General features: G+C 67.5%; 13 protein-coding genes. 7 read left to right on the top strand and 6 right to left on the bottom strand.

Annotated elements, in window-relative coordinates:
- Window position 1 precedes the first annotated feature (1 nt).
- Window positions 2–1,267, bottom strand: coding sequence for a NupC/NupG family nucleoside CNT transporter (locus tag AC58D2_RS06415; protein ID WP_497388431.1), 1,266 nt, complete (start codon window positions 1,265–1,267; stop codon window positions 2–4).
- 147 nt (window positions 1,268–1,414) lie between these two features.
- On the opposite strand from AC58D2_RS06415, the gene AC58D2_RS06410 reads away from it, so the two are divergent.
- From AC58D2_RS06410 to AC58D2_RS06380, 7 genes are read left to right on the top strand one after another with little or no spacing between them, the layout of a single operon-like run.
- Window positions 1,415–3,367: an alpha/beta hydrolase family protein gene (locus AC58D2_RS06410; protein WP_497388429.1), complete on the top strand. Its 1,953-nt coding sequence runs from the start codon at window positions 1,415–1,417 to the stop codon at window positions 3,365–3,367.
- A gap of 43 nt (window positions 3,368–3,410) precedes the next feature.
- Window positions 3,411–4,070: a queuosine precursor transporter gene (locus AC58D2_RS06405; protein ID WP_497388427.1), complete on the top strand. Its 660-nt coding sequence runs from the start codon at window positions 3,411–3,413 to the stop codon at window positions 4,068–4,070.
- On the top strand, window positions 4,067–4,975 hold the full coding sequence (argB, locus tag AC58D2_RS06400) for an acetylglutamate kinase (RefSeq protein ID WP_497388425.1): 909 nt from the start codon (window positions 4,067–4,069) through the stop codon (window positions 4,973–4,975). The genes AC58D2_RS06405 and argB overlap by 4 nt, the downstream gene beginning before the upstream one ends.
- A gap of 47 nt (window positions 4,976–5,022) precedes the next feature.
- A complete protein-coding gene (locus tag AC58D2_RS06395; RefSeq protein ID WP_497388423.1) occupies window positions 5,023–5,322 on the top strand; it encodes a YggT family protein in 300 nt (99 codons plus the stop codon).
- Between the two features lie 2 nt (window positions 5,323–5,324).
- Window positions 5,325–6,224 carry a bifunctional methylenetetrahydrofolate dehydrogenase/methenyltetrahydrofolate cyclohydrolase FolD gene (folD, locus tag AC58D2_RS06390; protein WP_497388421.1) on the top strand — a complete coding sequence of 300 codons (900 nt, stop codon included), beginning with the start codon at window positions 5,325–5,327 and terminating at the stop codon, window positions 6,222–6,224.
- Window positions 6,224–6,901 carry a hypothetical protein gene (locus AC58D2_RS06385; protein ID WP_497388419.1) on the top strand — a complete coding sequence of 226 codons (678 nt, stop codon included), beginning with the start codon at window positions 6,224–6,226 and terminating at the stop codon, window positions 6,899–6,901. The genes folD and AC58D2_RS06385 overlap by 1 nt, the downstream gene beginning before the upstream one ends.
- Window positions 6,898–7,527, top strand: a complete 630-nt coding sequence (locus AC58D2_RS06380; RefSeq protein WP_497388417.1) for a MarC family protein — start codon at window positions 6,898–6,900, stop codon at window positions 7,525–7,527. Before AC58D2_RS06385 ends, AC58D2_RS06380 begins: the two co-directional genes overlap by 4 nt.
- Before the next feature lie 287 nt (window positions 7,528–7,814).
- Here the strand turns inward: AC58D2_RS06380 and AC58D2_RS06375 are convergent, their stop codons facing one another.
- The 5 genes from AC58D2_RS06375 to AC58D2_RS06355 all read right to left on the bottom strand — a co-directional run bounded on the left by AC58D2_RS06375 (window position 7,815) and on the right by AC58D2_RS06355 (window position 18,419).
- Complete coding sequence (locus AC58D2_RS06375; protein ID WP_497388415.1) at window positions 7,815–9,368, bottom strand: amino acid permease; 1,554 nt, start codon at window positions 9,366–9,368, stop codon at window positions 7,815–7,817.
- Between the two features lie 107 nt (window positions 9,369–9,475).
- Complete coding sequence (pbpC, locus tag AC58D2_RS06370) at window positions 9,476–11,611, bottom strand: penicillin-binding protein 1C (RefSeq protein WP_497388413.1); 2,136 nt, start codon at window positions 11,609–11,611, stop codon at window positions 9,476–9,478.
- 140 nt (window positions 11,612–11,751) lie between these two features.
- Window positions 11,752–17,604, bottom strand: a complete 5,853-nt coding sequence (locus AC58D2_RS06365; protein WP_497388411.1) for an alpha-2-macroglobulin family protein — start codon at window positions 17,602–17,604, stop codon at window positions 11,752–11,754.
- 108 nt (window positions 17,605–17,712) lie between these two features.
- Window positions 17,713–18,090, bottom strand: coding sequence for a histidine triad nucleotide-binding protein (locus tag AC58D2_RS06360; RefSeq protein WP_497388409.1), 378 nt, complete (start codon window positions 18,088–18,090; stop codon window positions 17,713–17,715).
- An 8-nt stretch (window positions 18,091–18,098) separates the two neighbouring features.
- Entirely contained in the window at window positions 18,099–18,419 is a 321-nt protein-coding gene (locus tag AC58D2_RS06355; RefSeq protein WP_497388592.1) for a phosphoribosyl-ATP diphosphatase, read from the bottom strand.
- Between the last annotated feature and the right edge of the window lie 46 nt (window positions 18,420–18,465).

Below are 18,465 nucleotides of genomic sequence, written 5' to 3'. Positions count from 1 at the left end.
TTCAGGGCGCGGCGATCGTCAACGGCGTGGTGAATGACAGCATCAACCCGGCGAGCGCCGCCGACATCAGGTTGGACAGGCTGCCGGCGAGCAAGGCCTTGAGGCCGAGCCGCGCGATCATCGGACGCTGGTTCGGGGCAAGCCCCCCGGTGACCGCCATCTGGATTGCGATCGAGCTGAAATTGGCGAAGCCGCACAAGGCAAAGGTCGCAATCGCGACGGAAATCTCCGAAAAGCCGGCCTGTTCCTTGCCGAGGTCGATGAACGCCACGAATTCGTTGAGCACAATCTTGGTCCCGAACAGCCCGCCGACATCGGCGCTCTCGTTCCACGGCACGCCCATCAGCCACATGACGGGGCGAAAGATCGTGCCGATGATCGCCTGAAACGACAGATCGGGATAGCCGAACCAGCCGCCAATCCCCGAGAGCAGGCCGTTGGCGAGCGCGACCAGCGCGACGAAGGCGAGCACCATCGCGCCGACCGCGACCGCCAGCTTGACGCCGGTCTGGGCCCCCTGCGCCGCCGCCATGATGATATTCGCGGGCTTTTCTTCGTCATGCGTCGCCTCTGGCATGATCACGGGTTCGATCCCCAGCTCCTTGGGATCGTCGGGCATGATGATCTTTGCCATCAGGATGCCGCCGGGCGCCGACATGAAGCTCGCCGCGAGCAGATAAGGAAGGAGCTGCGACCCGATCATGCTCGCATAGGCGCCGAGGATCGTCCCGGCGACCCCCGCCATGCCGACGGTCATCACGGTAAAGAGCTGCGAGGGGGTAAGGCTGGCAAGATAGGGCCGGATGACGAGCGGGCTTTCGCTCTGCCCGACGAAAATATTCGCCGCCGCGCCAAGGCTTTCGACCTTGGTGATGCCGGTGACCTTCTGGATCGCGCCGCCGACCCATTTGATCACCAGCTGCATAATGCCGAGATAATAGAGGATCGAGATCAGCGAAGCGAAAAAGATGATCACGGGCAGCGCCGCGATCGCAAAGCTGTTCGCCCCCATTTCGGGCGAAGCGAGCGGGCCAAAGATGAAATCGGTGCCCGCCTTGGCATAGCCGAGCAGGTTGGTGACGCCGTTCGACATCGCCTGGATGATCGCGCGGCCCCACGGCGTCCCGATCACGAGCAGCGCGAATCCCGCCTGAAGCAGGAAAGCGGCGATGACAACGCGCGGGCGAATCCAGCGACGGTTCGAAGAAAAAAGAAGGGCGATCGCCAGCAATGCGGCGATCCCCAGCAAACCGATCAGGCGTTCCATAAAATCCGTGCGTCCCCCGCAAATCCGATAGGCCTGTCTAACGGCCTTTGACGCCGGGGCAAGGGCGCGGGTGGCACGTGATCGACCCGGTGGCTTGGCGGAACGCTTTTTCTCTGCAATTATCGTTCTCTAAAGGGGGAGAGGGGTATGGCGCGCTGGATATTGCTAATCCTGTTTTCGGCATTGGCGCCGGTCGGCGCCGCGGCCGCCGACGATATGGCGACCCCACCCGTTACGCGCGACTTTGAACCGCTCGCGACCGAAGTTTTCGCAAGGCTTCCCTTCATCGAAGATGCCGAGCTGTCGCCCGACGGAGACCGCATCGCCGGCCTGATCGCCGCCGAAGGGGCGCAACAGATCCGCATGATGGACCTGAAGGGAAAGCGCGAAGACGACGTCGCGGTTGCCATCCCGGACCAGACCGAGGTCGCCTGGATACGCTGGGTGGGCAACGACAATATCGTCGTCGGCCTGCATGCGCTGCTTCCGGTCGAAACCGACAATTGGTACATCTCGCGGCTCATCGCGATCAATCGCACCAGCCGCAAGATCACGAAGCTGCTATGGGAGCTGAATGGTCAGAATACGGCCGACGTGCTGTGGATACCGAGCGACGGGAGCACCCAGATCCTGGTCGCGGGACAGAACAGTATCTATAATTCGGACGACTTCTGGCCCGCCGTCTATCGCGTCGATGTGACCACCGGTCGCAAGCGGATTGCCGAACGCGGACGCAATTCGGTTCTCGATTGGGGCGCCGACAACCGCGGCGAGGTTCGCTATGCGGTTGGCTATCGCGATTATTCTACCAAGTCGACCCTGCTCTATCGCCCCGAACACGATCACGGATTCAAGTCGGTCGACACCGCGCGACTGCGCGACGAGGAAGAGCTCGACCTGCCGTTCCATTTTCTGCCGGGCACCGATCACGGCTATATGATCCGCATGGCACCCGACGGGCGCATGGTGGTCGCCGAGGTCGACTTGCTGACCGGGGAGGATGTGCGGACAGTGCATGCCGAGCCCGATGCCGATGTCGAAGGCGTCCTGATGTCACCCGATGGCGCGAGGCTGCTCGGCGTCTACGCTTCCGACCGCGAACGTCCGATCCGCTGGATCGATCCGACCATGATCGCACACCAGAAGGCGCTCGATGCGATGTCGCCCAATGCGACGGCGCGGATCGTGAGTTACAGTACCGACTTGCAGAAGCTGCTCGTGCGGTTCAGCACCCCCGACAATCCGGGCCTGCTCTTCCACTATGACGCCGGCACCGGAACCGCCACCCGGCTGGCGGCCTATAACGACGAACTGGGCGCCAAGCGCCTGTCGCGCGCCAAATTCGTGACGTATCGCGCGCGCGACGGGCTGGAAATCGAGGGGGTGCTGACGATGCCGCGCGGGCGCGGCAAGGCGAATCTGCCGTTCATCGTCCTGCCGCACGGCGGGCCGTGGGGACACGACGAACTGGTCTATGATTATTGGGCGCAATTCCTCGCCGAGCGCGGTTATGCCGTACTCCAGCCCAATTTTCGCGGTTCGACCGGCTATGGCGACGCGTTCCTGAAGGCGGGCCAGGGGCAACTGGGCTATGCGATGCAGGACGATATCTCCGACGGCGTACGCTGGGCCGTGGGGGAAGGCATCGCCGATCCGAAGCGCGTGTGCATCGTCGGCGCCTCCTATGGCGGCTATGCCGCGATGTGGGGCATCGCCAAGGACCCCGACCAGTATCGCTGCGCGATCTCTATCGCCGGCGTCTCGAATTTACGGCGCGAGGTCAACGATTTCGGCGGCAACGTCCGCGAACGCCTCTATCGCGGCCAGTGGGAAAAGATGACGCCCGATTTTGCCGCCGTTTCGCCGATCAACGCGATCGACCGGATCAAGGCCCCGTTGCTGCTGATCCACGGCAAGAAGGACGTGACGGTCGACGCGGTCCAGTCGGCGAAAATGTATTCGGCGATGACGAAGGCCGGCAAGGACGTCGAATATGTTCCGGTCCCGCTCGCCGACCATTATTTCACCCGCGAGGCCGACCGGCTGACCCTGCTGAAAACGATCGAGGCCTTTCTGCGAAAACATAATCCGCCCGATTGACCGCCATCTTCCCCCGCGCGGCAAAAGCGACTATCGCGCGCCGATGGAAAGCTCGACCCCGCGCGCCGTGGCGCCCTCGCTTTTGCTTTTTGCAATCCTCTATGGCGGCATGGTGCCGCTCGGCGGCTTTTTGGGCGCCAAGCAGGTCGCGCTTGGCCCGCTCGCGGTCGAGGCGGGGATCTTTCCCTTTCTGACGCTGATCGCGATTTCGAGCGGCATCGCCGAACTGCACGGGCGCACCGTCGCCGACCGGCTCGTCCGGCTGGGCTTCATCCCGCTGGTCCTGGCGATCCTGCTTGCGCTGTTCGTGCTGCAATTGCCGACCGACGCGGGGATGTACGAGCCCGCGAAAGAGGCCTTCCCGATCATCGTCGGACAGAGCTGGCGGATGATGGCCGCAGGGATCGTGGCCTATGGCGTTTCGGTCAGCCTCAACGTCTGGATCTTTGCGCGGATGACCGCGAACAACGGACGGCTGCTGCCGCTGCGCGGCTTCATAGCGGCGGCGCTCAGCCAGATCGTGGACACGCTGATCTTCATCACCATCAGCTTCTATGGCGTGCGCCCGATCGCCGACCTGATGCTGGGCCAGATGATCGCCAAGGTGGTGCTGTCGGCGGTGATGGTGCCGCTGCTCGTGATGGCTGTCGTCGCGATCGGACGCCGCCTCGACGGCACCGCGCCCCAAGGAGCTGCCGCATGACCCAGGCCCCCGATCCTTCGAAGATGCCCGACCTGCTGGCCAAGGCCGAAACGCTCGTCGAGGCGCTGCCCTATCTGCAGCGGTATGCGGGCGAAACCTTCGTCATCAAATATGGCGGCCACGCGATGGGCGACCCGGAGGCGCAGCGCGACTTCGCCGAGGATGTCGTGCTGCTCAAAGCCGTCGGCATCAACCCCGTCGTGGTCCACGGCGGCGGACCGCAGATCGGATCGATGCTGAAACAGCTCGGGATCGAATCGACCTTCGTCGGCGGGCTGCGCGTCACCGATGCCGCGACCGCGGAGGTCGCCGAAATGGTGCTCGCGGGCAAGATCAACAAGGAAATCGTCGCGTGGATCGCGGGGCTCGGCGGGCGCGCGGTCGGCATTTCGGGCAAGGATGCGAATCTCGTCCTTGCCGAAAAGGTGCACCGCAGCGAGCCCGATCCCAATTCGGGGATCGAGCGCCACGTCGACCTGGGCTTCGTCGGCGAACCGGTCGCGGTCGACCCGACGATCCTGACCAACCTGACCCACGACAATTTCATTCCGGTGGTGGCGCCGGTCGCACTCGGCGCCGACGGTGCGACCTATAATATCAACGCCGACACGATGGCGGGCGCGATCGCGGGCGCGCTCGGCGCGAAACGCTTCTTCCTGCTCACCGACGTCGCGGGGGTGCTCGACAAGTCGGGCACGCTGCTCACCGACCTCGACCGCGCGGGAATCGACGCGCTGAAGGGCGACGGCACGATTACCGGCGGCATGATCCCGAAGGTCGACACCTGCCTTGCCGCGGTCGACGCCGGGGTCGAGGCGGCGGTCATCCTCGACGGACGAATCCCGCACGCGATGCTCCTCGAAATTTTCACCGCGAGGGGTGCAGGTACGCTCATTCACCGCTAAAGCATCAGCGACCCGACGAATGCTGGCCGGAGATTATTGTGTATCTGATGTTTCTTCAAATCCTGTCGATCATCCTCAACGTGCTGTGGTGGATCATCATCGTTCAGGCGGTGATGTCGTGGCTGATCGCGTTCAACGTCATCAACACCCACAATGATTTCGTCGGCCAGCTGTGGTATGTGCTGGAGCGAATCACCGAGCCGCTCTATCGGCCTTTCCGGCGCATCATGCCCGATTTCGGCGGCATCGATCTGACGCCGATGATCGTGCTGATCCTGATCATCATCATCCAGGGGCCGGTTCTGTCCTATCTCTATCGGCTCGGCATGAACGCCGGGGCGCTCTGACCATGACGGCGGGGGCGCATGTCATCGATGGCAAGGCGTTCGCCGCCGGCCTGCGGGCGCGCATCGCCGATGCGGTGCCCGCGTTCGAAACCGCGACCGGGCGCGTGCCGGGGCTCGCGGTCGTCCTCGTCGGCGACGATCCCGCGAGCGCAGTCTATGTCGGATCGAAGGGCAAGGCGACGATCGCCGCCGGCATGGCGAGTTTCGAGCACCGACTGCCCGCCGACGCGGCGCAAGCCGAGGTCGAGGCGCTGCTCGCGCGCCTCAACGCCGACGACCGGGTCGACGGCATCCTGCTCCAACTCCCCCTGCCCGCGCATCTCGACGAACAGGCGGCGGTCGCGACGATCGACCCCGACAAGGATGTCGATGGGCTGACGCCGGTCAGCGCAGGACGCCTGGCGCTCGGCATCCCCGGCCTGGTCCCCTGCACCCCGTTCGGCTGCCTGATGTTGCTGGAAGACCGGCTCGGCGACCTGTCGGGCAAGGATGCGATTGTCGTCGGGCGGTCGATCCTTGTCGGGAAGCCGATGGCACAGCTGTTGCTCGGCGCCAATTGCACGGTGACGATGGCGCACAGCCGCACCAGGGATCTGCCGGATCTGGTGCGACGCGCCGATATCGTGGTCGCCGCGGTCGGGCGCGCCGAAATGGTCAAGGGCGACTGGATCAAGCCGGGCGCGATCGTGATCGACGTCGGCATCAACCGCCTCGCGCCCGCCGGAGGAGAAGCGAAGGGTCGGCTCGTCGGCGACGTCGCCTATGCCGAAGCGGCGGCGGTGGCGGAGGCGATTACTCCCGTCCCCGGCGGCGTCGGTCCGATGACGATCGCCTGCCTGCTTCGCAATACGCTGGTCGCGGCGCATCGCCGCGCGGGCCTGGCCGATCCGGAGGGTTTCTGATGCGCCGCCTTCTGCTTGCCGCCGCTGTCACGACGCTGATCGCCGGCTGTTCGGGGTCATCGCCCCGCGGCGACCTCTACAATCGTCCGCTGGCCGCGAACCCGAGCGCCTATGTCGCCGCCGAGATCGCCTTCGCGCGGCTCGCGCAGGACAAGGGCCAATGGACCGCCTTTCGGGAAACCGCAGCGGATGACGCCGTGATGTTCGTGCCGCAGCGTGTGCTGGCGCAGACCTGGCTGAAGGGCAAACCCGATCCCGCGCAGGCTGTGGCCTGGCAGCCGCACGCGGTCTATATCAGCTGCGACGGCAACAGCGGGGCCACCACCGGTGCGTGGCAGAAAGGGCCGGCGACCGGCTATTTCACGACCGTCTGGCGTCGCGACCCGCGCAAGGGCGACATGCGCTGGGTGCTCGATCATGGCGCCGACCTGACCACGCCCCGGGACGCGCCCGATTTCATCTCGACGAAGCAGGCGTCGTGCGGCACGCGCCCCGCCGCCGCAGTGACCGCCGCGGGCGAGGGTGAGGATATGCAGGTCGGCCTGTCGAGCGACCAGACGCTCAGCTGGACCTCCATCGTCCGGTCCGACGGCTCGCGCCGCGTCACGGTGCGAATGTGGGACGGCAGCGCGATGGTGCCCGTCATCGACGATCAGGTGGCGGCGCCGGGGCAATGATCGACCTTTTCATCTCGGCCTTCGTCACGCTGTTCGTCGTGATCGATCCGCCCGGATGCGCCCCGATCTATGCCAGCCTGACCGCCGACGCGAGCGCGGCGCAGCGCCGTTCGATGGCGGTGCGCGCGATCGTCATCGCGGGTGCGATCCTGATCTTTTTCGCGATGTTCGGCGAAGCGCTGCTGAGCTTTCTCCACATCGACCTCGACAGCTTTCGCGTCGCGGGCGGGATCATGCTGTTCATCATCGCGATCGACATGGTGTTCGAAAAGCGCACCGAGCGCCGCGAACAACGCGCCGAAAAGGTGATCGCGACGCCCGAGATCGAGGATGTCTCGGTATTCCCCATGGCGATGCCGATGCTCGCGGGGCCGGGTTCGATCGCTTCGGTGATGCTGCTCGTGGCGCAGAACAACGGTATCGAGCGCGCCCTGGTGATCTTTGCCGCGCTGCTGCTCGTGCTCATCCTGACGCTGGCCGCCCTGCTCGCCGCCGGGCCGACGATGCGGCTGATCGGCACAAAGGGCGAGGCGGTGATCACGCGGCTTCTGGGCGTCCTGCTCGCCGCGCTCGCCGCGCAATTCGTGATCGACGGGCTCAAGGCGAGCTTTCCGACGCTGGGATAAGCCCGCGGGTCCCGTCGGCGGCGGGCTATCCCGCCGCGCGCAGCTACAATCGGGTGGGCCCCTTACCCCTTTCGCCTCCCTATGCGTCGTTGCAAGCGGAACGAAGCAATCTCCAGTCACCAGTCGGTCCGGACGACAGCTGGAGATGGCTTCGTCGCTGCGCTCCGCGCAATGACGGATCAGAGGTTGCGGATGCTGCGGTCCGGCGCCGCCTGAGGGTCCTGACGCCAGAGCGCAAAAGAAAGGGGGCCAGAAGCCCCCTTTCCCTTGACCGCTGCCCTGATCGATCACTCGATCGGCGGAACCGGTTGCGGCGGCGCATCGCTGTCCTCTTCGTGCACCTCTACGAGGCCGCGTCCGACATGGCTCTTACGATATCCGTAGAGGAAATAGACGACGAGCCCGACGCCACCCCAGGCTGGGAGAACCATCTTCGATACGAACGGCAGGTTCGCATAGAGCCCGACGGTGCCGACGATCGCGAGCGGCGCGACGACCCACACGAGCGGGGTGCGGAAAGGCCGATGGCGATTCGGCTGGGTCCGGCGCAGGATCAGCACCGCGATTGCGACCATGAAGAAGGCGAAGAGCGTCCCCGAATTCGAAATGTCCGCGAGCTGGCCCACGGGCAGGAAAGCCGCAAAGAAGGCGACCGCCACGCCGGTGATCATCGTCACGACGTGCGGCGTTTTCCACTTCGGGTGGATCGTCGCCAGCTTTTCGGGCAGCAGGCCGTCGCGCGCCATCACGAAGAAGATGCGCGTCTGACCGAACAGCATGATCAGGATGACCGACGGCAGCGCAAGGAAAGCGGCGACGCCGATCAGGTCGCCGACGCGTTCCCAGCCGATGACGCGCAACACATGAGCAAGAGCTTCACGCGAACAGACGAGCGGTTCGCGGCCGGCATCGATCAGCGCCTGACATTGCGCAGCCAGCGCCGGCGTGCCGGGCTGGAGCACTTCGCCGGCGGGGCCGGCAACCGGCTGGGCACCGACGGTGCCGATCGCCCCGGCGGCGACGAGCAGGTAGAAGACGGTGCAGATCGCGAGGCTGCCGATCAGTCCGATCGGCACATTGCGCTGGGGATTCTTGGTTTCCTCCGCGGCGGTCGAAACCGCATCGAAGCCGACATAGGCGAAAAAGATCGACGCCGCGGCGCCGATCACGCCCAGCCCCGAACCATTGCCGTTACCGGTCCAGCCGTTGGGCATGAAGGGTTCGAACTCGGCACCCTTGATCACCGGCAGCGTCAGCGCGATGAACACCGTGAGCGCGGTGACCTTGATCGCCACCAGCACGGCGTTGACGCGCGCGCTTTCGGTCGTGCCGATCATCAGCAGGCCGGTAATCAGCAGCGCAATGACGAGCGCCGGCAGGTTGACGATGCCGCCGGCATAGGGGCCGACGATCAGCGCATGGGGCAATTCGATCCCCCAACTTTGCAACAGGCCGACGAAATATCCCGACCAGCCGACCGACACGGCGCTGGCCGCGACGGCATATTCGAGGATCAGCGCCCAGCCGACCATCCAGGCGAGCAATTCGCCCATCACCGCATAGGTATAGGTATAGGCGGAGCCCGACACCGGGACCATCGACGCGATTTCGGAATAGCAGAGCGCCGCGACGGCACAGACGAGCCCGGCGACCACGAAGCTCCACATCATGCCGGGGCCGGCCTTTTGCGCGGCTTCGGCAGTCAGGACGAAAATGCCCGTCCCGATGATGGCGCCGACCCCGAGCAGGGTGAGCTGGATCGGCCCGAGCGTGCGGGCGAGCGATTTCTTCTGGGCCGTGGCCAAGATGGCGTCGAGTGGTTTGACGCGACCAAATATCATGCGAATGTCCCCTTGTCGGGACGCCGGGAGGGCGCCCGTCTCCTGGCGGGACAGACTAGCCGCTCCTTCGGTCAGCGCAACTTAATTTCAGCCGTGTGACACGCGGCCTATCGCACGGTGAAACGGATGCGGTCGATCGTCCGCCCGCCGGGGTCGACGAGCGCGAGGATATGACTGCCCGGGCGCGGCACGATCTGAAGGCCCGCGCCGGCATCGCCGAGCGGCCGTTTGTCGAGGAGCAGGCGATGCCCGGCGACCGCGCCGCTGACCGCGACGCCGAGCCGTTGGCGATCGGCCGGAATGTCGGGATCGATCGCATAGACGCTGCCGCTGACCGGGCTGGTGATGCGCGGACGGCGCGCGGCTTCGGGCGCCGCGGCCATTTCGGCCTGCGCAGTTCCGGAGAGGAAATATTCGCGCCGCGGCGGTTCGCGCGTGCCCGGCAGCGCGATCCGCCGCGCCTCTATTCCGGCGGGGATCGCCGGCGGCTTGCCCGGATGCCCTTCGTGCAGCGCCATCATCACATCGCGCCAAACCGGCGCCGCGCCCGAGGTGCCCGAGACCGCGTGCATCGAATCGCCCTCGAGATTGCCGACCCACACCGCGACGGTGTAGCGGTCGGAAAAGCCGATGCACCAATTGTCGCGCATCCCCTTTGACGTGCCGGTCTTTGCCGCCGCCCAGAACGGCAGGCGCAGCGCGCTGTCGGCGCCGAAGGCGTCGGTGCGCGCGGTGGCGTCGGAGAGGATGTCGTCGACGATGAAGGCGGCGCCGGGGCTGACGACCTGGCGCGGTTGTTGCCGAAGGTGCCGCGTAGCGACAAAGCTCACAGGGGACCATTTCCCTAGGTTCGCCAATGTTCTGAATGCGTTAGCTTGTTCGACGAGCGAAACTTCGGCCGAGCCGAGCGCGAGGCTGAAGCCGTAATAGTCGCCGTCCTCGACGAGCCCGTGGTAGCCGAGCGCCCAGAGGCGGTCGCGGAATTGCTGGACATCGTCGAGAACAAGGGTGCGCACCGCGGGGACGTTGAGCGAGCTGGCGAGCGCCTTGCGCACCGTCACCGGCCCCTTGAAGCTGTGGTCGTAATTCTTGGGCACATAGAGGCCCGAGGCGGTGTCGAGTTGCACCGGGCTGTCGTCGAGGATCGAGGCGGCGGTCAGCCAGCGCTTTTCGATCACCTGCGCATAGAGATGCGGCTTGAGCGTCGAGCCCGCCTGTCGCCGCGCGCTCGCGCCGTCGACCGCGGCGGCCGTCGAGCCGAGCCCGACCCCGCCGACATAGGCGAGCACGTCGCCGGTCCGGTTGTCGAGAACGACGACTGCGCCGTCGCGTACGCGCTCCGCGCCGAGCCCCTTGAGCTGACGCCGCATCGCCGCAATCGCGATGCGCTGTGCGCGCCGGTCGATCGTCGTCGTGACGCGCTTGCCCGGCTTGTCGAGCAGGCGGATCGCGAGATGCGGGGCGAGCGCGGGGTCGAGCCGTGCCGCGCGCGCGCCCGAGACGAGGGTCGCGGCGGCGGCGTCGATCGCGCTGCAATCGGCCGTCCCGGCAATGCGGCAGGCGCGCGCGCCGAGCGCCTTTGCGCCCGCCGACGGATCGGGCAGCAGCCCGGCGAAAAGCGCGGCGTCGGTGCGGGTCAAGTCGGCAGGGCGCTTGCCGAACAGGCTGTTCGCCCCGGCGCCGATCCCCTGCGCCTCGCCGCGCAACGGCACGAGGTTCAGATAGGCCTCGAGGATCTGGGCGCGGCTCCAGCGCGACGCGAGCGCCTGGCCGGCGCGAATCTGGCGAATCTTGGCAAGCCAGTCGCGCCGCCCCGGCTGCGCGATGTCGGGCGACAGGAATCCCGCGAGCTGCATCGCGAGCGTCGAGGCGCCGCGCGAGGGGCCGCCGGTCCAGCGCGCGCGCAACGCGGCGGCGATCGCGAGCCAGTCGACCCCGCCGTGCGACCAGAAGCGCCGGTCCTCGGATCGGACGACGGCCGCGCGCACCGCGGGGCTGACATCTTTCAGCGGCACCCATGCGAGGCGACGCCGCTGGAAATCGACGCGCTCGGTATCGAGCAGCCGCCCGTCGCGATCATAGAGCCACGCCTCGCTGGGCTGCCACGCGGCGCGCGCGTCGGCATAGGCAGGCATCGCGGGCGGACGCGTGACGAGGTGCGCCGCGGTGACGAGGATCAGCGCCGCGAGTGCCGCCCAGGCGAAGGCGTCGAAGAGGCGGCGTTCGGGGGGGTGCGTTCCCACCGTTCAATCCGTGGTGTGCTCCCGCGAAGGCGGGAGTCCATCTCCTGCCGGTGCGAGATGGCACAGGCAGGAGATGGGTCCCCGCCTTCGCGGGGACACACAGAAGGAGCGCGGCGGCACACAGCAAGAATAGCCGCCCCTCACTCCGCCGATCCCGCGACGGTCATCGACCCATTCGGCCACTGACCGCGGATCGCGGGCGAGTACATGGCCTCGACGCGCGTCGGCGGCAGGGTGAAGCGGCCCGAGCCGTTCAGCCGCACGACATATTCGACCGCGTGGGTGCCCGCGGGCATCCAGCCGAAATAGCCGCGCCAGCTGTCCTTGCGGCGCTCGACATAGCTGGGCTGCCAGCCCTCGCCCCCCGCCTGGTCGGCGAGCATTTGCGACTGGCCGCCGAAGTTGCCGACGATCGTCGCGCCGGGCGGGATCGGGTCGTTGACGACGACCCAGGTGCGGCCCGCGCTCGCGGTGACCTCTATCCGCACCTTGACCACGTCGCCGCGCACCAGCCGCCCGGGATTGGCCGCCTTGACGATGCTCATCGTCCGCTTGATCCGGTAGCCGGCGTTCAGCGGTTCTTTCAGCGGCACCGCGGCCTTGACGCTGACCGTCGCCCACGGCGACCCGCCGCCGTCGTGGCGCAGGCTCAGCGGTCCCGCGACCAGCGGCACGCGCAGCGGCTGTGCGTCGGCGCGCAGGGGCCAGGATTGTGCCGCGCTGCCGCCGGCGAGCGACACGCGGGTCGTGCCGGTGATCGCGCTCGCCGGATAGAGATCGGCGAAGCGGCGCACCACCGTTGCCCCCCAGGCATTCGCCGGGGTGGTGTCCCAGTGGCCGCGGCGCTGGCGCTGCGCGACGCCGGTCATCAGCCGTCCGGCGTCATCCTGCCAGCCGTCCCGGCCGAGCAGCGCGTCGAGCGTCTTGATCGCCATCTCGTCGCCGCTCGCCATCATCCACCAGGGCGCGTGCGCTTCGTCGACGAGGTCGAGCCGTGTGCCTTCGTAGACGAGCCGCTTGCGAAGCTCCGCCTCGGCCGCGGCGCGCAGGCGCGGCGCATTCCGGACCCCCGGGGTCGCGTCGATCGCGACGAGCCAGTCGGCGAGCGTGCCCGTCGTCATGTCCTGGGGCGCCATGTCGACCGCCGCCATCAGTTGCGCGCTCGACGCCTTGTTGCGCGCGAGCGCGGCGAGTGCGGCGATGCGGACCGGGCGGATGTCGTAAGGGCCATAGCCCTTGCGGGTCAGCCGTCCCTCGACGAGCGCCTGGAGCGCGGCGATCATCTTTGCCCTGGACGCCTCGGGGATCGCAAAGCCGTTCGCCGCGGTGATCGCGAGGACATAGGCGGTGAGTTCGGGCGAGCCCTGCAAGCGCTCGCTCGGCCAGTAGCGGAGCAGCCCGTCGTCATCGAGATAGGTCGGCATCGCGCCGGCGAGCGCCTGCCACTTGCCGAGATCGCCGAGTGCGATCGCGCGCGAGGTCGCCTGCTCGAAACAATCGTAGGGATAGGCCGTCATATAGGCGCGCACCCCCGCGAGCGGCGGCGCGAGCGTGTCCGACAATGCGATATCGACATATCCGCCGGGAAGCGCGCCGGCGGGCGGCGCGATCGGCAGGCCGGTGGCGGCACCGGCGCCGGTGCCGACATGGAGCAGGCTGGCGGCCCAGGTTTCGACCGGTACCGCGGGCTCGACCGTCTGGTCGAACACGAGCCGGTCGCGCTGCTTGCCGTCCTTCGACGCGGCTTCGATCGTCCATTTGAGCGCACCGGCGGTATCGGGCGCGGTCATCGACCAGCTGATCGGCACCGCGCCGCCAGCGGGAATGGTAACGGTGAGCGGATTTCCGGTGGCGATCGCGGGGCTGAGCGACGGGGTCGCGGTGACCGTCATCGGCTTGTCGGTGCCGTTGCGGAGCGTGAACCGCGCGTCATAGCTGTCGCCGGTGCGGACGATGTCGGGGAGTCCCGCGAAGAGGGCAAGATCCTGCACGGTGCGCACGCTCGCCTCGCCGGTGCCGAAATATTGCGACCCGTCGGTCGCGATCGCGACCAGACGGAAAGCGGAAAGATTGTCGGAGAGCGGGACATCGACCGTGGCACGGCCGCGGCTGTCGAGCGCGACATGGCCTTTCCAGAGCAGGACCGGACGGAAATCCTCGCGCGTCAGACCCGAAAGGTCGCCGCCGCCACCCCCGCCGGGCTCGAGCGCCTTGCGTCCGTAATGGCGCTTGCCGACGACCTGCATCTGCGCGGTCGAGGTGAGGACGTCGAGCGTGCGGTCGCCCATCATCGCATCGAGCAGTTTCCAGCTTTCATTGGGTGCAAGCTGGAGCAGCGCCTCGTCGACCGCGACGAAGGCGACGTCGGCGCCGGCCGCGGGCTTGCCGCCCGGCGTCCTGACCTCGATGCTGGCCTTTGCGGTATCGCGCACCGCATAGCTTTCCTTGTCGGTTCCGACCTTGACCGCGAGCTGGTGCCCTTCCCATCCGACCTTGATCCGCGCGATGCCGAGCCGGTAGCTGGGCTTGGCCAGGTCGACGAGCGCGGTCGGCGGCGCCGCCTCGCTCTTTTCGATCTCGAAACCGACCGCGCGCTTCATCTTGCGGAACCAGCTTTCCTGGCCGGTCACGCGCCCGCGCACCGCCATCACCGACACATAGACGTCGGGGGCATAGGTGGCGGGCAGCTTGACCTTGACCACCGGATCGGTGCCCGAAAGCGGGGTGACGAAGCTGGAGAGCACGCCTTCGCGCTCGACGGTGACGAGCGCGGTCGCCTCGCGGAAGGGCATGCGGACCTGGAAGCGCGCGGTTTCGCCCGCGGCGTAGCGCGGCTGTTCGGGGATCACGTCCATGCGGTCGCCATTGTCGCCGCCGAACCACCAGTCGTCGTCGCCCGCGAGCCAGACCGAGCGCACCGCGCGCGCTTCGTTGCCGCCCTCGTCGGTCGTGGTCGCGACGACGGTGACTTCCCCCGAAACGCCCGGTGCCATCGCGCAGCTCGCGCGGCCGAGCTTGTCGGTCGAGGTGCTGCAATGCGTCGCGAGCCTGGTCGTGCGCATCTGGTTGTCATAGGCATAGAAGCCGCCGATCAAGCGCCGCCGCGCGGTGATGATCTCGCGATTGTAGAGCGCGACCTGGATGCGCTGGCCGCGGATCGGTTTTCCATCTAGGTCGAGCGCGACGAACTTGAGCCGCAGATCGTCGTCGCGCATCAGCCAGCCGTCGGTCTTGAGCCCGAGGCGCACCGCCGAGGGGTAGAGGGTGATCCGGCGGCTGGAGGTCAGCGTTTCGCCATTGGCATCGGCATAGTCCATCTCGACCGTCATCGCCGTCGGCTCGCCGATCGGTTCGTCGACGACGACATCGGTCTTTGCCGTCCCGTCGGCTCCCAATGTCAGCGGCACCGAACGCGCGAGCGGCATGTCGGCGCGCGGCACGTCGCCGTCGTCGTCGAGGCGCACGATGCCTTCCTTGACCGGCTGGCCGTCGAAATCCCAGTCGCCAAAATCCTGCGGCGCGGTCCAGCTCGGGCGGAAATTGGTGCGAAGCTCGACCGGCAGGCCGGGCGCCGGGCCGCCCGACAGATAGCCGACGAACAGCGACAGGGGCACGCTGGCCGGACGGACCGGCGGCGCTTTCGGTCCCGTGACCTCGGCCTTCATCGTGGGCAGGCGATATTCGTCGACGCGAATCGACTGGTCGGTCCAGCGCGTCTGTTCCTCGCCCTTCTTGTCCTTGGTGACGAAGACGAGGTCGTAATCGCCCATCGGCGCCGATTTGGGGACGTCCCAGCTCGTTTCGCCGCTGCCGCTCGCGGCAATCGAGAAGGGCATTTCAAACTCGGTGTCCGAGCCGCGATGGCGCAGGCGCAGCGTTCCCGACATCGCTTCGGGAATCCTGAATCCCGTGCCGACCGGACGACGCAGGATATGCTTCATGTGGACGGTCTCGCCCGCCTTGACGAGCGCGCGGTCGAAGACGGTGTGGATCATGTCCTCGCGCGCCGACCAGCCATAGGGCAGGTCGAAGTCATAGGGCCGGATGCCCTTGCCCCAGTCGGTGAGCGTGAAGCTGAAATCATCGCCCGCGCGCGCGGTGACCATCAGCGCATGATCCTCGCTGTCCATCGGGTCGGGATCGTCCTCGCAGCTTGACCAGGTCGAGGGCTCTGGCAATCCCTTGGGGAAGGCGAGACGGCCGGCCTTGTCGGCGGTGCCGCTGGCGAGCAGGCGCCCCGTGCAGCCGTCGGTGACGCGAATCTGTGCGCCCGCGACGGGCTTCCCGCTCGACAGCGAAGTGACCCAAGCGAGCGAATTTTCGCGGCCCCATTTGAAATGCACCGCCATGTCGGTGACGAGCGCGGCGGTGGCGACATAGCGCGTCGCCTTGCGCCCGAGCAGCGCGGCGCCGAGTTCGGGGCTCGCGATCTCGACGACGTGGAAGCCCTTTTGCTTGAGCGGGATCCCGACGACCTCGAACGCCTTGCCGCCGCCCGGCGGGGTCAGGGCGAGGTCGCGGCGGGTGCCACCCGCGGGCGCGCCCTCGCCGAACACCGATTCGGTGCCGGTATAGTTGACCGTGACTTCGGTGCCGTCGGGGCCCGGTTCGCGGCGGTAATCGCTGTCTCCGGCATCGTCGACGCGCTTCAGCCAGCGCGCGATCGCGGCGGCGTCGTCGCCGACGCGCAGCGTGCGTGCGGGCATCTGAAGGTTTTTTTGCACCAGCGAGGCTTCGACCCCGCGCACGGTGACGGGCAGCACGCCGCCCTCGCTCGCCTCCAATATACCGAAGGGCGCGGCGAACTTGACCAGCGGCGGGGCGCGGTCGATGCCGAAGGTCAGCGGGAAATTGCCGGCGTTGGCGAGCGAGCGGCCGCTCTGGTCGCGAACGCCCTCGGGCAGGGTCAGCGTCGCCTCGACATTCTGGGGCAGCGGGCCGGCGAAGCGGACTTCGGTGAGCCAGGGGTCGTTCTTGTCATCGTCGTTCGCCCGGGGGATCAGGCGCTGGCCGTCGGCGGTGGCGAGCACCGCGGCGAGCGCGGTGTCGCGCGCGACGGGCGAGGCGAAGGTCAGCCGGATGTCCTCGATCGGATTGCATCCCGCCTGTGGATTGACGCGGCTGCACGCCATCTTCGCGGTGAAGGCGGGGCGCACGTCATAGTCGAAGCGCTGGTCGCGGCCCGCGGTGCGGCCGGTCGCCCCCGCCTGCGCGATGCGCGCGTCCCAGACGAGCGCCATCTCGCGTCCCGGGGGCAGCGGGCGGCGGCATTTCAGCGGGACGATGCGGTCGAGCGCCGCGTCGCGGTCGGCGCCCGCGGCGGGTAGCGGGTCGGGGAGGCCCGCGTCATAGGCAAAGGACTGACGCTTCCAGTCGCTCTTGCCCAGGCCGGCCAGGATTTTCTCCGCGGTCTCGCGCGGGAGGACGTCGACGGGGATTTTCTCGCCGATGCCGTCGACCGCGCAATAGGCGTAGCGGCCGACCGAGGCGCGGTCGGGCGCAACATTGGCCGCGACGAGGAAGATCTGGTCCTCCTCGATCCCCTCATAGGTGCCGCCCGCGAGCACCGCGCGCGCCGACGGGCCGCCGGTGTCGATCGCGAACCGGTCGTTGCCGACCACCGACACGCCGCGCGCGGTCGTCAGATCGGGGCGCAGCTCGACATGGCAGCGCTTGCCGCCCGGAAGCGGCTTGTCGAATTCGAGAACCCAGGTCCGCGTGTCGACCCAGCGCCCGGTCGCGGGCAGCTTGCAGTCGTTCGTCGCCGGCGCCTTCGCGCGCGGGTCGCCGAGCGGGACCATGTCTTCGGAAAAGCGCAGGGTGAAGCGCGTGATCGTGCCGTCGCCGCTGCCAGCACTGCCGGGGGTCGCAAGGGTGACCTGCGGGACGCTGTCGCTGCCCGCCGCGGCGACCGCGACCATCAGGGGCAGCAGAAGCGCGAAGCGCAGCTTGCCCGCCAGCCCGCGCACCAGCGCCCGTCCATCGACTTTCATCCCTCGCGTCTCCCTGGCTTCGCGCGACCCGTGGAGCCCTATCTTGCGGTATCGTCGTGACCGTGTCCAGTTTTCATCGCTGTTTTTGCACGCTTCGTCGCTGACCGGCTAGCGAGCGAGCATCGGCCCGAGCGGTTTGCCGGCGAAAATATGGACATGAAGGTGTCCGATTTCCTGATGGCTGTCGAGCCCGACGTTGGCGAGCAGGCGGTAGCCGGGGGCGACGAGGCCCTGGTCGCGCGCGATCCGGCCCGCCGCGCGGACGAAGGCCGCGATTTCGGCCTCGCTCGCGCGCTCCGAAAAATCGTCCCAGCTGACATAGGCGCCCTTGGGGATAACCAGGATGTGCAGCGGCGCCTGGGGGTTGATGTCGTGGAAGGCGAGGACATGCTCGTCCTCGAACACCGTGTTGCACGGCAGCTCGCCCCGCAGGATGCGCGCGAAGATATTGCTGTCGTCATAGGCCTGGGTCGCGTCGATCGCCATAGATCCTCCTATTGCTGGCGGGCGGCCTTTTCGGCGTGGCCCGAGATGCCGTGACGGCGCGCGAGTTCGGCGGCGACATCGTCCCAGCCGAGACCGCGCTCGCCGAGCAGGACGGTCAGGTGGAACACGAGGTCGGCAGCCTCGCCGGTGAGTGCGGCGTCATCCTGGGTCAGCGCCGCAATCACGGTTTCGACCGCTTCCTCGCCCAGCTTCTGCGCGATCTTGCCGCGCCCCTTGGCGGCGAGGCTTGCGACGTAGGAGGCACCCGCATCCGCGGCGGCGAGGCGGTCCTTCACCACCGCCTCGAGCCCTTCGAGTGTTTCGCCGATCCCGTCTGCCATGCCGCATCCCTTCGCGCCCGTGCCTAGCGGCGGA

The sequence above is a fragment of the Sphingopyxis sp. CR5 genome (assembly GCF_059693785.1).
Note: the sequence above shows the minus strand (reverse complement) of the source record. Positions and strands in the feature narration are given on the sequence as shown.